At 42.1% G+C, this 14,631-nt stretch carries 13 protein-coding genes, 1 pseudogene and 1 riboswitch; of the genes and pseudogenes, 6 read left to right on the forward strand and 8 right to left on the reverse strand.

Features of this window, described 5'->3' with window-relative positions:
• The first annotated feature begins 39 nt into the window (after positions 1–39).
• Positions 40–1,248, forward strand: coding sequence for a cofactor-independent phosphoglycerate mutase (locus tag CJF29_RS03600; RefSeq protein ID WP_074638347.1), 1,209 nt, complete (start codon positions 40–42; stop codon positions 1,246–1,248).
• Positions 1,249–1,261: 13 nt separating this feature from the next.
• Positions 1,262–2,563: a threonine synthase gene (thrC, locus tag CJF29_RS03605; protein WP_099146748.1), complete on the forward strand. Its 1,302-nt coding sequence runs from the start codon at positions 1,262–1,264 to the stop codon at positions 2,561–2,563.
• 132 nt (positions 2,564–2,695) lie between these two features.
• On the opposite strand, the gene CJF29_RS03610 is transcribed toward thrC, so the two are convergent.
• Genes CJF29_RS03610 through CJF29_RS03620 form a run of 3 tightly spaced genes read right to left on the reverse strand, consistent with a single transcriptional unit; the run spans position 2,696 to position 6,192 of the window.
• A complete protein-coding gene (locus CJF29_RS03610) occupies positions 2,696–3,322 on the reverse strand; it encodes a thiamine diphosphokinase (protein WP_099146749.1) in 627 nt (208 codons plus the stop codon).
• On the reverse strand, positions 3,319–3,930 hold the full coding sequence (gene pnuC / locus CJF29_RS03615; RefSeq protein WP_099146750.1) for a nicotinamide riboside transporter PnuC: 612 nt from the start codon (positions 3,928–3,930) through the stop codon (positions 3,319–3,321). The genes CJF29_RS03610 and pnuC overlap by 4 nt, the downstream gene beginning before the upstream one ends.
• Positions 3,931–3,942: 12 nt before the next feature.
• On the reverse strand, positions 3,943–6,192 hold the full coding sequence (locus CJF29_RS03620) for a TonB-dependent receptor (RefSeq protein WP_099146751.1): 2,250 nt from the start codon (positions 6,190–6,192) through the stop codon (positions 3,943–3,945).
• Positions 6,193–6,289, reverse strand: a riboswitch (TPP riboswitch).
• A gap of 129 nt (positions 6,290–6,418) precedes the next feature.
• Here CJF29_RS03620 and CJF29_RS03625 point away from each other — a divergent pair.
• On the forward strand, positions 6,419–7,327 hold the full coding sequence (locus tag CJF29_RS03625; RefSeq protein WP_099146752.1) for a mechanosensitive ion channel family protein: 909 nt from the start codon (positions 6,419–6,421) through the stop codon (positions 7,325–7,327).
• Positions 7,328–7,429: 102 nt separating this feature from the next.
• On the opposite strand, the gene CJF29_RS03630 is transcribed toward CJF29_RS03625, so the two are convergent.
• Both CJF29_RS03630 and CJF29_RS03635 read right to left on the reverse strand, forming a co-directional pair.
• Positions 7,430–7,669 carry a hypothetical protein gene (locus CJF29_RS03630; protein WP_004306417.1) on the reverse strand — a complete coding sequence of 80 codons (240 nt, stop codon included), beginning with the start codon at positions 7,667–7,669 and terminating at the stop codon, positions 7,430–7,432.
• A 67-nt stretch (positions 7,670–7,736) separates the two neighbouring features.
• A complete protein-coding gene (locus CJF29_RS03635; protein WP_099146753.1) occupies positions 7,737–9,023 on the reverse strand; it encodes an O-acetylhomoserine aminocarboxypropyltransferase/cysteine synthase family protein in 1,287 nt (428 codons plus the stop codon).
• A gap of 178 nt (positions 9,024–9,201) precedes the next feature.
• On the opposite strand from CJF29_RS03635, the gene CJF29_RS03640 reads away from it, so the two are divergent.
• Positions 9,202–9,672 (forward strand): Lrp/AsnC family transcriptional regulator, encoded by a 471-nt coding sequence (locus CJF29_RS03640; RefSeq protein ID WP_004299136.1) that lies wholly within the window; start codon positions 9,202–9,204, stop codon positions 9,670–9,672.
• A gap of 92 nt (positions 9,673–9,764) precedes the next feature.
• Here CJF29_RS03640 and CJF29_RS03645 read toward each other — a convergent pair whose 3' ends face one another.
• The 3 genes from CJF29_RS03645 to CJF29_RS03655 all read right to left on the reverse strand — a co-directional run bounded on the left by CJF29_RS03645 (position 9,765) and on the right by CJF29_RS03655 (position 12,107).
• On the reverse strand, positions 9,765–10,997 hold the full coding sequence (locus CJF29_RS03645; protein ID WP_099146766.1) for an IS256 family transposase: 1,233 nt from the start codon (positions 10,995–10,997) through the stop codon (positions 9,765–9,767).
• 97 nt (positions 10,998–11,094) lie between these two features.
• A complete protein-coding gene (locus tag CJF29_RS03650) occupies positions 11,095–11,460 on the reverse strand; it encodes an MmcQ/YjbR family DNA-binding protein (protein WP_004326411.1) in 366 nt (121 codons plus the stop codon).
• Positions 11,461–11,534: 74 nt separating this feature from the next.
• Positions 11,535–12,107: a Crp/Fnr family transcriptional regulator gene (locus tag CJF29_RS03655; protein ID WP_099146754.1), complete on the reverse strand. Its 573-nt coding sequence runs from the start codon at positions 12,105–12,107 to the stop codon at positions 11,535–11,537.
• 153 nt (positions 12,108–12,260) lie between these two features.
• Between CJF29_RS03655 and CJF29_RS03660 the strand changes: the two genes are divergently transcribed.
• Both CJF29_RS03660 and CJF29_RS03665 read left to right on the forward strand, forming a co-directional pair.
• Complete coding sequence (locus CJF29_RS03660) at positions 12,261–12,581, forward strand: DMT family transporter (RefSeq protein WP_004326409.1); 321 nt, start codon at positions 12,261–12,263, stop codon at positions 12,579–12,581.
• A gap of 278 nt (positions 12,582–12,859) precedes the next feature.
• Positions 12,860–14,578 (forward strand): annotated as a pseudogene (locus CJF29_RS03665) (ATP-binding protein).
• Positions 14,579–14,631: the final 53 nt, after the last annotated feature.

The following is a 14,631-nucleotide window of genomic DNA, read 5'->3' on the forward strand; positions in this document are numbered from 1 at the left end:
TCTTTCATTTTTTAATTCTCAATTCTCAATTTTCAATTTATGAAGCATATTATCATATTGGGAGACGGAATGGCCGATTGGCCAGTGAAGTCATTAGGGGACAAGACGCTCCTGCAATATGCAAAGACGCCTTATATGGATAAGCTAGCTCGCATGGGACGTAACGGCCGCCTGATTACTGTGGCGGAAGGTTTCCATCCGGGTAGTGAAGTTGCCAATATGTCCGTGTTGGGATATAATTTGCCAAAGGTATATGAAGGTCGCGGACCGCTGGAAGCTGCCAGTATTGGTGTGGATCTGAAACCGGGTGAGATGGCAATGCGCTGTAATTTGATTTGTGTGGAAGGAGAAATTCTGAAGAATCACTCCTCCGGACATATATCTACGGAAGAAGCAGATGTATTGATTCAATATTTGCAAGAAAAACTGGGCAATGACCGCGTACGCTTTCATACAGGAGTTCAGTACCGCCATCTATTGGTTATCAAGGGAGGTAATAAAGAACTGGATTGTACACCTCCGCATGATGTACCTTTGAAACCTTTCCGTCCATTGATGGTGAAACCATTGGTTCCGGAAGCGCAAGAAACGGCAGATCTGATTAACGACCTGATTCTGAAATCACAGGAATTGCTGAAAGATCATCCATTGAATCTGAAACGTATGGCAGAAGGTAAAGATCCTGCGAACAGTATTTGGCCCTGGAGTCCCGGTTACCGTCCGCAGATGCCTACTTTCTCCGAGACTTTCCCACAGGTAAAGAAAGGAGCAGTCATCTCGGCTGTCGATCTGATAAACGGAATCGGTTATTATGCTGATTTACGTCGCATCGCAGTAGAGGGAGCGACCGGACTTTATAATACGAACTATGAAAACAAAGTGACCGCTGCCTTGGAAGCATTGAAGACGGATGATTTTGTTTATCTGCATATCGAAGCCAGTGATGAGGCCGGACACGAAGGAGACATCGACTTGAAACTTCTCACTATCGAGAATCTTGATAAACGTGCCGTAGGTCCTATTTATGAAGCAGTGAAAGATTGGGACGAACCGGTAGCCATTGCTGTATTGCCCGATCATCCTACTCCCTGTGAGCTTCGGACTCATACATCTGATCCCATTCCGTTTCTTATCTGGTATCCGGGTATCGAGCCGGACGAAGTGCAGACGTATGATGAAATAGCCGCTTGCAACGGTAGTTACGGACTTCTGAAAGAAGACGAGTTTATAAAAGAATTCATGAAATAAGTCACCACAGATTATGAAATATTATAGTACGAATAAACAAGCACCTGTTGCCTCACTGCAAGAAGCGGTGGTAAAAGGGCTTGCTGCCGACAAAGGGCTGTTTATGCCTATGTCTATCAAACCTCTTCCACAGGACTTTTACGATACGATTGATAGTTTATCCTTTCAGGAAATTGCTTATCGCGTAGCCGATGCTTTCTTCGGTGAGGATATTCCTGCCGATACGCTGAAACAGATTGTATATGATACATTAAGTTTCGATGTACCTTTGGTTAAGGTGGCAGATAACATCTATTCACTTGAACTTTTCCACGGACCGACGTTAGCATTTAAAGATGTAGGCGGTCGTTTCATGGCGCGTCTTTTGGGATACTTCATTAAAAAAGAAGGACAAAAGAATGTCAATGTATTGGTAGCTACTTCCGGTGATACGGGAAGTGCTGTTGCCAACGGCTTTCTGGGTGTGGAAGGTATTCATGTGTATGTGCTTTATCCGAAAGGAAAAGTGAGCGAAATACAGGAGAAGCAATTCACTACGCTCGGACAGAATATTACTGCGCTTGAAGTGGACGGAACATTTGATGATTGTCAGGCATTGGTGAAATCTGCTTTCATGGATAAAGAATTGAATGAACACCTTTCGTTGACTTCTGCCAACTCCATCAATGTAGCCCGTTTCTTGCCGCAGGCATTCTATTATTTCTATGCTTATGCACAATTGAAACGTGCCGGAAAAGCTGATAATGCTGTAATCTGTGTACCTAGTGGAAACTTCGGAAATATCACCGCCGGATTGTTTGGTAAGAAGATGGGATTGCCTGTGAAGCGTTTCATTGCTGCCAATAACCGCAACGATATTTTCTATCAATACCTGCAAACAGGTAAGTACAATCCCCGTCCGTCTGTCGCAACGATTGCTAATGCTATGGACGTAGGCGATCCGAGTAACTTTGCCCGCGTACTTGATTTATATAGCGGTTCACATGCTGATATCTCTGCCGAGATTTCAGGAACAACTTATACCGACGAGCAAATCCGTGAAACGGTGAAAGAAACCTGGAAAGAACATCATTATCTCCTTGATCCTCATGGTGCTTGTGGATATCGTGCGTTGGTAGAAGGCTTGAAAGAGGGAGAAACAGGTGTATTCCTTGAAACGGCTCATCCTGCCAAGTTCCTCGAAACAGTGGAAAGCATTATTGGAGAAGCGGTAGAAATCCCTGCCAAATTGCAGGAATTTATGAAAGGCGAGAAAAAAAGCCTTCAAATGACAAAAGACTTTGCGGACTTCAAGAAGTATTTGTTGACGCTTTAATCCTCTTCTTCCTATGAATGAATTTGTGCCACCTTGTTGGCACGGTTGTGCCATCGAAGTGTCACGGTCGTGCCAACAAGGTGGCACAATTGTGACAATAGGGTGGCATAAACCGGATAATTGCAATATAGTTTATATAGAAGCTAAGAATACTAAATATTCTCCCGTACAATGAACAGTAAACTCATTAGCTGTTGCTTCATTAAGCGTTCCTTGCCACCAATTCGTAAAATCACTAAGAGGATAAACCAGTCCCTTTCCTCGCAATCCTTTCGCTCCGAAATTGAAAATAGAAACTTGCTGTCCCGGATGAGAGGCGAAAGCTTGCGTGTCTTTGGCGGGAATAAACATACCATAATCGGTAATGGTACGTACCTCGATACCATCTTTCATGTAGTCGATCAGCAGACTGATGTTTCCTAATGTATGATCTTCCCGTTTGCCGGTGGCTCCGACAATGGCAATTCTTCGGAATCCTTTCTTTTGCAGGAAATGAACAGCTTTGGTTTGGTCGTTCGTTTCTTGATCCGCTATCTGATGTACAATAGGGGAGAAAAGTTCTTTATATTCCGGTGAAAGAGAATCCCCGTCACCGATAATTACATCGGGGGTATGCCCACGCAGGATATATTCATTGGCAGCCCCGTCACAACAAACTACAAATTCTGCATTTTCCAGCATTTGCAGGGGAAGAGGATGGCTGGGATATTCGCCATTGGCTAGTATCACGGCTTCGGGAGTATAGTGTTCGTATTTCATTGTATGCTCATTAATTTTTTCCACTTAAAATAGCCAAAGATAGCTATAATGGAGTAAAGTCCATACAAAGCGGAAGTAAAATAAAGGTCTTTGTAGATATAAAGTCCGCAGCAGACAATATCCACAAGAATCCAGGCAAACCATTGCTCGACGTATTTGCGTGCCAGCATCCACATACCGACAATGCTCAATGCGGTAGTAAAGCTATCTAGCCAGGGAACATTGCTATCCGTATATGCTATCAGTATCCATGCAATACCGAGGAAAGAAACGATGAATATCAGAAAAAGAGGTAAGTAACATTTTCCCGGAGTATGTATGATAGGAAGATCTTTAGGGGTGTCACCGGTTGAAGCATCTGCTGTCGTCAGTTGACCTTTCTTTTTCCTGTGTCCCCACATCCAGAAGAACCAGCCGTAGATGGCAGCTATCAGGTAGTAGATATTGATGCCAAAGTCAGCATACAATCCGGCTTTGTAATATACGAAGATGTAGATGGCAGGCATCACAATGCCCGCTATCCAAAGGTAGATACTTGCCCGGTACTCTAACCAAAGGTAGACCAGTCCGACAATCGTACCGAATATTTCCAGAAAATTCAATTCCATAACTCTGTTTGATTAAAAGCGGAAAGAAACATGTCCCATAACGTTTGTCCCTGCTTGTGCGGCATATCCGGCATAGTTTCCCCGATTTTCCAGCGTATCGGTGTAGTCACTTGACGCCCAGCCGTTGTTTTCATATTTTTCATTAAACAGATTGTATACAGTAAATCCTACCGTAACTTCTTTCAGTACTTTCTTGGGGTGGAAGCTGTACGCCAGATTGAGGTTGCTGACAAAATACTTATCAAGAGTCAGTTCTTCAACTTCTGCGTTTGTCATATACTGTTTGCTTACAAACTGCGATTGCAGGGCAGCTTCGAATCCCTTAGATTTGAATGAGAAACGATTGTTGAGTAGGAAGTCTGGTGAGAAAGCAATGTGAGTGTCTTTATGCTTTATCTGAATAGTCGGGAGAGAAGTAGAGCTACCGTCATTATTATAGTGGTAGCCCGGCAGGCTCTCTGCGAAATCCTGAATACGGTTTTTGCTCCATGTAGCGTTGATGTTCCATTGAAACCATTTGCACGGTTTGATTCCCAGCATGATTTCGATTCCCATGCGATAACTGTCCGGCACATTTTCGGTCAGTGCTTCACCTATATCGTTTAAGGCTCCGGTCAGAACCAGTTGGTCGGTATAGTCCATGTAGTAGAAGTTTGCACCTGCTGTCAGCCATTGGTTGGCGAAGGTATATCCTGCTTCATAGTCGAGCAGCTTTTCTGCTTTGGGGTACGAGTCCGGATCACCATCCGTATAATTGTTTCTTGTTGGCTCTTTTTGAGCAACCGAGAAAGAGGCATAGACACGATGGTTGGAAGTGATGTTCCAGTTTAATCCTACTTTCGGATTAAAGAAATCGAACTTTTTATCTACTGCCAGTGGACGCAGCGCATTCTTACTCCAGTCATATTTATCATTGTTTCCGTCGATGGTATAGTTGATGTGGCGATACTGGAGATCGGCATAAGCACTTAGTCCTCTAGTAAGATCGTAGTTCGCTTTCAGATAAATATTTCCATCGGTCTTCTTGGATTTGTTGCGGTAATATTCATGGTCGGGAGATAGAGAACCTACGTAATTTTTCACCCAGGGGACTTTTCCGAAGTTATTGCCCCGGTATTGATTTAATCCGCCGCCCAGAGATGCACTTAGCCTGTTGGTTGTGTAATTGAGAGAAAAAACACCACCGCCAAATTTGTTGTCCATCTTCTTTTGACGGACTAGATCGCTTTTAGCTATTTCGGTTCCATCTATTGTAAATGGCTTTAAACCATATTCTGTCAGGTATCTGTCATCTTTATACTCTTCGTAATAACCGTCACCTTTGGTATAATGTAAGGCAACGTTTAGATTCCAAGCCGTTGAGAAAGTATGGTTGAAGAGAAGTTGATAATTCTTTTGCAAGTAATTATCCGTTTGGTCGTCGTAATAATGTTTTTTGCCGTTGGCGTCGGTGTACATTTCCCCGCAAGGATTGTAGCGTCTGCCAAATTCTTCCATTTGCTCTTTTGTTGCGTATCCCCAAGCATGATATGTCTTTTCTTTTCCGGCAAATGCAATCAGTTTCACAGAGGTGTTTTCTGCAAAATAACCTCCTTGCAGGTAGTAAGAGTTCAAGTCCACCGAAGCACGGTCTATGTATCCGTCCGTACCGATATTGGAAAGGCGGGCATCAAACGTCCAGTGGTTATTGAGTAAGCCGGTTCCCACTTTCGCTGTTTCCTTGTGCGTGTTGAACGAACCGTATGAACCATTGAATTCGGCGTATGGTTTCATAGATGCACCTTCGGTTTGCATATTGACACTGGCTCCGAAAGCACCTGCTCCATTTGTTGATGTACCTGCTCCGCGCTGCACCTGCATATCTTTTACGGAAGAAGAAAAGTCGGGCATATTCACCCAGAACAGGTTATGGCTTTCGGCATCGTTCATCGGTATGCCGTTTACCGTGATGTTGATTCGTGTGCCGTCGGTTCCACGCACGCGAAGCGTCGTATAGCCAATACCGGCTCCTGCATCCGATGTGGTCAGTGTGGAAGGAGTCATACTTAGCAGATAGGGGATATCCTGTCCGAAGTTTACCTTTTTGAGTGCTGCTTTATCTATATTGGTGAATGCCACGGGAGTTTTGGCTGTGGCACGCGTGGATACTACCTGCACCTCTTGCAGGTTTACTACTCTCATACTGTCCTTTGCACTCGTCTGTGCATGAACAGTGATGCCTGCGCCCGATAAGGCGACGGCCATCCATACAATTCTTTTCATTTTGCTTACTAATTAGTTCTCTACGCCGGCATTACCCGGATCAGATTCTATGGGTATGTTCTCAGCCCGTCATGTTAAGGCACCCCTACCAGTGAATCGACTACAAAAATACGGCTTTTGAAGGAGGAAAGCAAAAAAAACTTTTAGATTTACTAAAAACAATATAACTTTGTAGATTGTTGAAATACCAATACAACAGTTTATTCATTTAATATATAATTTAATTATGCTACTCTTACTTCAAGCAACACAAGCTGCGGATTCTGTGCAAGTGGCCGCAGATGAATTAATGAAAGAGGCGATTGCCAATGCCGACGGATTGGATAAGCTTTCGCTAATTACTCAACAACTGATAGATTTTGGTATTCGTGCCGGAGAACGTATACTGATTGCGGTCATTGTCTTCATCGTCGGACGTTTTTTGATTTCGCTACTTAATAAGTTTATAAGACGTCTGATGGATAAACGAAAAGTGGATGTAAGTATCAAAACTTTCGTTAAAAGTCTGGTAAATATCCTGTTGACGATCCTTTTGATCATTTCTGTTGTCGGCGCCTTGGGAGTTGAGACAACTTCATTTGCGGCTTTATTGGCTTCCGCCGGTGTCGCTGTCGGTATGGCTTTATCCGGTAATCTGCAAAACTTTGCCGGCGGACTGGTTATTCTTTTGTTCAAACCTTATAAAGTTGGCGATTGGATAGAAACACAGCAAGGTTCATCCGGTACGGTAAAAGAAATCCAGATATTTCACACCATCCTTACGACTGCGGATAATAAATTGATTTATATCCCAAATGGTTCATTGAGCAGTGGAGTAGTGACCAATTACAGTCATCAGGAAACCCGCCGTGTAGAATGGATTATTGGTATAGATTATGGGGAAGATTACAATAAAGTTCAGCAGATAGTTCGTGATATTCTGGCCGCCGATAAACGTATCCTGAATGAACCAGCTCCGTTTATAGCTCTTCATGCCCTGGATGCCAGCAGTGTGAATGTAGTGGCACGTGTCTGGGTAAACAGCGGAGATTACTGGGGTGTCTATTTTGATACAAATAAAGCAATTTACGAAACCTTCAATGAAAAAGGTATCAACTTCCCTTTCCCACAGCTTACTGTGCATCAGGGAAATTGATTGTTATACTCTGATAATTCAAAAAATAAGGGAGTTGTACTTAACGTGCAACTCCCTTATTTTTTGGAAAACTTGTCTGGCGTGATTGAATAAATCTCTTTTTTATTTTATACCGAAATCTTCGGCTAATTCATATCTATCTTCTTTGATTCCCAGTACATGATTGATTTTTCTCCTTTTCTCGAGATCTTTAAAGTAGTTTTCCACAACCTGATAGAGATCGAAGTTAGTGGTTGATCCTGCGGCTAAATCGAGTGATTCCACCATCTTTTCTACGGCTTGATGGATTTTCTCTGCGTCTATCAGATGCAGTTCGTTGCTGTGTATTAAATATTTTTCCATGACTGCAATGTTTTAATGTTATATAGGTATAACATCTTGCAGTCATGGAAAGTTCAATGATTGAATGTTAGATTTTGGCAAGTGCCTGATCCAAATCCGCAATCAGGTCATCAATATGTTCCGTTCCAATCGATAAGCGTACAGTGCCCGGATAAATCTCTTGTTCGGCGAGTTCCTGTGCATTGAGCTGCGAGTGGGTAGTGCTTGCCGGGTGGATCACCAATGATTTCACATCGGCAACATTGGCAAGCAAGGAGAAAATCTCCAGGCTGTCGATGAAGCGGTGTGCTTCTTCTTGTCCGCCTTTGACTTCGAAAGTGAAAATAGAACCGGCGCCGTTCGGAAAATAACGCTGATACAGCGCATGATCGGGATGATCGGATAATGACGGATGGTTCACTTTCTTCACTTTCGGGTGATTGTTTAAGAAATTCACGACCTTCAACGCGTTTTCTACATGACGTTCTACGCGCAAGGAAAGAGTTTCCAATCCTTGTAACAGGATAAAAGCATTGAATGGACTGATGGTGGCACCTGTGTCGCGCAGCAAAATAGCCCGGATGCGGATGGCATAGGCAGCCGGACCTGCCGCATCAACAAAACGTACTCCGTGATAGCTTGGATCGGGTTCGGTCAGTTGTGGGAATTTGCCGGAAGCCACCCAGTCGAATTTGCCTGAATCTACAATGACTCCTCCTAATGAGGAACCGTGTCCGCCAATGAACTTTGTTGCGGAATGTACAACGATATCTGCTCCGTGTTCGATAGGGCGGATTAAATACGGAGTACCGAATGTGTTGTCAATAATCAAAGGAATTTTGTGGCGATGAGCTATTTCAGCTACTGCCTCTATATCAATGATATTTGAGTTCGGATTTCCCAGCGTCTCGATAAATACGGCTTTCGTATTTTCCTGAATGGCTTTTTCAAAGTTCGATAAATCACTTGGATCAACGAATGTTGTTGTGATGCCATAGCTGGGTAAGGTATGAGCCAGTAAGTTATAGCTTCCTCCATAAATCGTTTTGGCTGCTACAATATGATCGCCTGCACGAGTGATATTCTCGAAAGCATAAGTGATGGCAGCAGCACCCGAAGCAACTGCCAGTCCTGCTACTCCTCCTTCAAGAGCAGCTACGCGTTGCTCAAAAACTCCTTGAGTGGAGTTGGTCAGACGACCGTAGATGTTTCCCGGGTCCTGCAGGCCGAAACGTGCGGCTGCGTGAGCGGAGTTGTGAAATACATAAGAAGTAGTCTGGTAAATAGGTACTGCGCGGGCATCTGTTGCCGGATCTGCTTGTTCTTGTCCTACATGAACTTGTAAAGTCTCGAAATGTAAATTCTTTGTTGCCATAATCGTATATTTTTTAAGTTTAATATTCTTTCCTTATTTTCTTGCAAAGTTATGGGATGTAGATATATCGAACAAGATATAGATAAAATACAGAAAATAATGCTATTTTTGTACCGTTATATAGAATAATATAGTTGCGTTATTCCTAAAAATCACCTTTTAGAAGAATATTTTTCTTATGGATACTTTTGATAAACTGGATAGAGTCGATTTGCAAATACTCCGTACTTTGCAAGAAAACGCCCGATTGACAACCAAAGAGCTGGCCGCACGGGTGAGTCTTTCTTCAACTCCTGTTTTTGAACGTCTTAAACGGTTGGAGAGTGGAGGATATATAAAGAAGTATATTGCCGTATTGGATGCGGAAAAGTTGAATCAGGGATTTGTCGTATTCTGCAGTGTGAAGCTTAGACGGCTGAACAGGGATATAGCAGCCGAGTTTACGCGGATCATACAGGATATTCCCGAAGTAACCGAATGTTATAACATATCAGGTAGTTATGATTACCTGTTGAAGATTCATGCTCCCAATATGAAATACTATCAGGAGTTTATTCTGAATGTGTTGGGGACGATTGATAGCTTGGGATCATTGGAAAGCACGTTTGTGATGGCGGAAGTGAAGCATCAATATGGAATACATATTTAATTCTTTGTGTAATAGTATGAAATTTATCTTGTATATTGACACTGTCCACAATTTTGTGTAAATGGAAACAGGATTCAGTTGTAAGTTTCCTCTTATATCTGTATTCTGTTTTCAAAAATAAGCATAAATTGGTTCATAATCAATCCCCAGTTATGAATAGGCTGTGTCCATTTTTTCTCAATCTCCATAAGTGACAGATACACGGTCTTTTTTACGGCATCGTCTGAAGGGAATGAAAGCTTTGATTTGGTATACTTTCTGATTTTCCCGTTCAGGTTTTCAATTAGATTTGTAGTATAGATTATTTTTCTGATTTCCAAGGGGAATTGGAAGAAAACCGTCAGATCATCCCAGTTGTTTCTCCATGAAAGTATGGCATAAGGATACTTTCCTCCCCACTTCTTTTCCAAATTGTCAAGCTCTGCTGCAGCCACCTCTTTGTTGGGTGCATTATAGATATTCTTCATATCTGCCGTAAACTCTTTTTTGTCCTTATACACGACATATTTACACGAGTTTCTGATCTGATGTACCACACAGATCTGAGTGGATGATTGAGGGAATACGGTTCGAATGGTGTCCGTAAATCCATTCAAATTGTCGGTACAGGTAATCAGTATATCCTGCACTCCACGTGCTTTTAAATCAGTCAGGACGCCCATCCAGAAAGAAGAACTTTCCGATTTGCCGACCCACATGCCGAGGACTTCTTTCAGGCCGTTCTGTTTCAGCCCGACACAAAGATAAACGGTCTTGTTTATGATCTTGCCGTTATCACGTACCTTGAAGACGATACCGTCCATCCAGGCTATCAGATAAACCGGATCCAAAGGACGGTTCTGCCATTCCTGAGCAGCCTGATTTACCTTATTTGTAATGATGGAAATGGCTGATGTTGAGAGTTCTATTTCATAAATCTCACGCATCTCTTCCTCTATATCAGAAACGCTCATTCCTTTGGCATATAGGGAGATAACAAGCTTTTCTATTGAAAGTCCACGGCTCTCATGTTTTGGAACTGCTATCGGTTCAAACTGGCCGTTACGGTCACGCGGAATGGAGATAACAGACTCTCCATGTTCGGTTTGGATTTTCTTCGGATAACTACCATTTCGGGAATTGCCGGTGTTATTTCCTGCCACAGAATTCTTCTCATAGCCCAAATGGACATCCATTTCACCCTCAAGCATTTTCTCCAGTACTTGGGCATGCAACTGTTTAAGAAACTTGCTCACATCGGCTTCTGTTTTGAACTGGCTAAGGAACTCCTTGCTTAATACCTCATCAGGCACTACGTGATTCTTTTCTTTCATAATCTTCTTCATTTTGCAAATGTATAAAATAAAAAATACGAGACTCAAACTTGAATCACGTATTTCCATTTACACAAAATATTTTATAGTGCCGTTTACTTTCCGAATCCTAAATCATATTCCTGTATTCCTCTTGTTTTTTCTTGGGTAACTTCTTTATAACTTCCTCTACCGAGTGGCTAATCAACTCCTTTATGAGTTTATCGGGAACATCTCCTTCCAAGTAAACAGTTATCCAATGTTTCTTATCCGAAAAAGGTCCCCAAAAAAGGTCCTCATATTGCTCAATGAGCTCTGCCGATTTATCAGGGTTGCATTTCATATCTGCCCAGAATCTTCCGTTCTTAGGGCGTAACGTTGCAAAGCTGAACATTTTATCCATAACCTTGAAAACCAAAGTATGTTTATCAAACGGCATGCATTCAGTTGCTCCTTTGACTGACAGGCAATATTCTCTATAATCTTCGATATTCATGATTTCTCTCTTTTGATTCATTCAAAACACAAATATATCACTTTCTGTTTGCTTTTGAAAAATATGTTTTTATCTCAAAGTACCCGTTTCAATTTCGCCCTTATCCGGCTTAAACTTACCGGAGTTATTCCCAGATAAGAAGCAAGACATTCCAATGGTATTCTTTGTAATAGCTCCGGATTATTTTGTATCAGTTTCATATACCGTTCGGATGCAGTGGTAAATAAGAGAGAAATAAGTCTTTCCTCTGTTTGCAGGAACTCTGATTCGGCGAATTTGCGTCCCCAGTTGGCAATATGGATATCTTCCTTGAATAATTCGTGTAAGTCTTTGCGCTTTAACAAATACAAAACCGAGTTTTCCATCAGTTCCATCGACTCATACCCCTGTTGATTATTTACATAACTTTTCAATGAGACAATGGTAGATCCTTCTTTCCCAATCCAGAACGTTACCTCTTTTCCGTCTACGGGAATGTAAGCTCTGGTAATTCCTTTCTCGATGAAAAAGATATTCGTTTCAGTCTTGCCAGCCTCCAATATATGGTGACCTTTGGGATATGTGACCTTTGACAGATGTTTAACCACCTTCTCCACCGAAGTCTCCGGCATCCGATATATTCTATTTATAATTTCGTGTATATCCATATCGCATTGAATCATTATTCTGCAAAAATACAAAAAGTTACCATAGGAAAAGAAGAATTGATAATACTCTTACACCGTCATTTCTTATCAAATGTAAAGTGAAAGCTCCGGGTATCCTGTTAATTTTGCAGTCTAATTTAAAAATAGAATGATATGAATTGGATTATATTGATTATTGCCGGACTGTTTGAGGTTGGTTTTACCTTTTGTCTAGGCAAGATGAAAGGAGCAACGGGCACCGATTTTTATTTGTGGGGAACGGGGTTTGTAATCTCTGTAACTTTAAGCATGTATCTGTTGGCGAAGGCTGCACAAACATTGCCTATCGGCACTGCATATCCTGTTTGGACGGGGATAGGAGCAGTGGGGACTGTATTGATCGGTATCCTGTTCTTTCATGAACCGGCAACTTTGGGACGTTTGTTCTTTATGACAACTTTGATTATTTCAATCGTAGGATTGAAACTGATATGAATTTAATTATTGGGAGCTTTAATTGATAGAAAATAGAATTGAATGTTTTTATAAATCAGGATTGCTGTAAAAAAGAACTTGTCTGGTAGAGTACTTGTGTAATGTACTGATGTTCTTTGCCATAAACCCTCGAATATTAGGCTTTTAGAAAAAGAAATCGTTTTAATTGGGAAAAAGATTGGTTTCTAAAATAAATGTATATATTTGCAGAGTGTAAGACGAGATTTCGTTCGGATGCAAAAACTAAACTAAATTCTATTCACAGTTATTGATTAAACATGAAATCCACTGATCCCGAACCTCATGGAGTCGGTATGGAACTGGAGTAGTACCGTACCAGACTCGAACAGATGGTTGAAGAGAAATCTAAAGACCTGATTGCTATTCAGGAGAATCTCGAAGCGACTAACCGGCGGCAGGCATTATTTATCAAGGTATTGCAAATTCTGCAACTGGAACCGGACATACCTACTGCTATGAATATGGCATTGGCCGAGATTGGCCGCTACACTGGCGTCGATCGTTTGGCGACATGGGAAAACCACCTCGATGGAGTTACGTATGGCTGTACTTACGAATGGTGCAACGACGGTATAGAACCCGCTATAGATTACCTGCGGAGTATGACTATTGAAGCGGGAAAACCTTGGTTCGACATGCTGGAAGAAAAACATATCATTTGTACGTCCGATATTTATTCGCTCGATCCCTTTATTACTCAAATGCTCGAAGTGCAAGGTGTAAAAGCCATCGCTGTATTCCCCTTGTCACAATTGGGAGTACATTTCGGATTTCTTTCATTTAACTTTTGCTGGAACAAACAATGGGATGAAAAGGATGTGGAACTGATGAGCCAGATATCGCAAATTGTATCCACTGCTACCAAACGCTGGCAAGTTGAAATATCTCTGCAACAGTCGCAGCGAACCATGCAGAAGGTATTGGATAATATCAATGCTAATATTTTTGTGAGCGATTACGATACACTGAAAGTGATTTTTGCCAATAAGCCTTTCAGGGAAGAAGCAGGAGAAGTTCCGGAAAATGCAGAATGTTGGAGAATGTTGAATGCAGGATTGGAAAATGGGTGTAAACACTGCCCGAAGCCAAAGTTGCTTGATGCCAACCGTAAGTTTACAGGCGTTCATTTTTGGGAAGACTACAATCCGGTCACCAAACGTTGGTACACCATCCAGAGTATGGCTATAAAATGGCTTGACGGGCGTTGGGCAATCATGGAATTGGCTACCGACATCACTACCCGCAAACAGGTGGAACTGGAACTGATTCAAGCCAAGGAAAAAGCCGAAGAATCGGACAGACTCAAATCGGCATTCCTTGCCAACATGAGTCATGAGATACGTACTCCTCTTAATGCCATCGTAGGTTTTTCCAGTCTGCTTGCCGAAACCGATGAGGAGGAATTGCGCCATTCATACATGTCTTTGGTGCAAGAGAATAGTGAGTTGTTGCTCAACCTTATTTCCGACATATTGGACATTTCCAAAATCGAGGCCGGTGCGATAGATCTTACTATGGGATGGGTGGATGTACCACAACTTTGCCGGGAGGTGATTGCTACTTTCTCGCACAAAAAACGTGACGATGCAGTCGAATTGCGTTTTGATGAAAGTTCACCACAGATCGTGATTAATGCTGATAAAAATCGAATTATACAGGTACTCTCTAACTTCCTGACCAATGCCTTAAAATTTACTACCAAGGGCTCGATTACACTTTCCTATACATTGGAAGACGAGAGTCAGGTGCGTTTCTGTGTGACGGATACAGGTAAAGGTATTCCTGATGAACAACAGCATGAAATTTTTAATCGTTTTATAAAATTGGACTCGTTCGTACAAGGAGCCGGATTAGGGTTATCCATCTGCCAAAGTCTGGTCAAAAGGATGGGTGGAGAGATTGGAGTCGAATCCCGGGAGGGGGAAGGTTCGTGCTTCTGGTTTACGCATCCGTATGTTTCCGGTACTTTTCTCTAATACCAATTTTTCTGCTGATTAATTTGCATCTTTCAATATATTATCCGAATATT

The sequence above is a fragment of the Bacteroides celer genome, assembly GCF_002632415.2.
Taxonomy (GTDB): domain Bacteria; phylum Bacteroidota; class Bacteroidia; order Bacteroidales; family Bacteroidaceae; genus Bacteroides.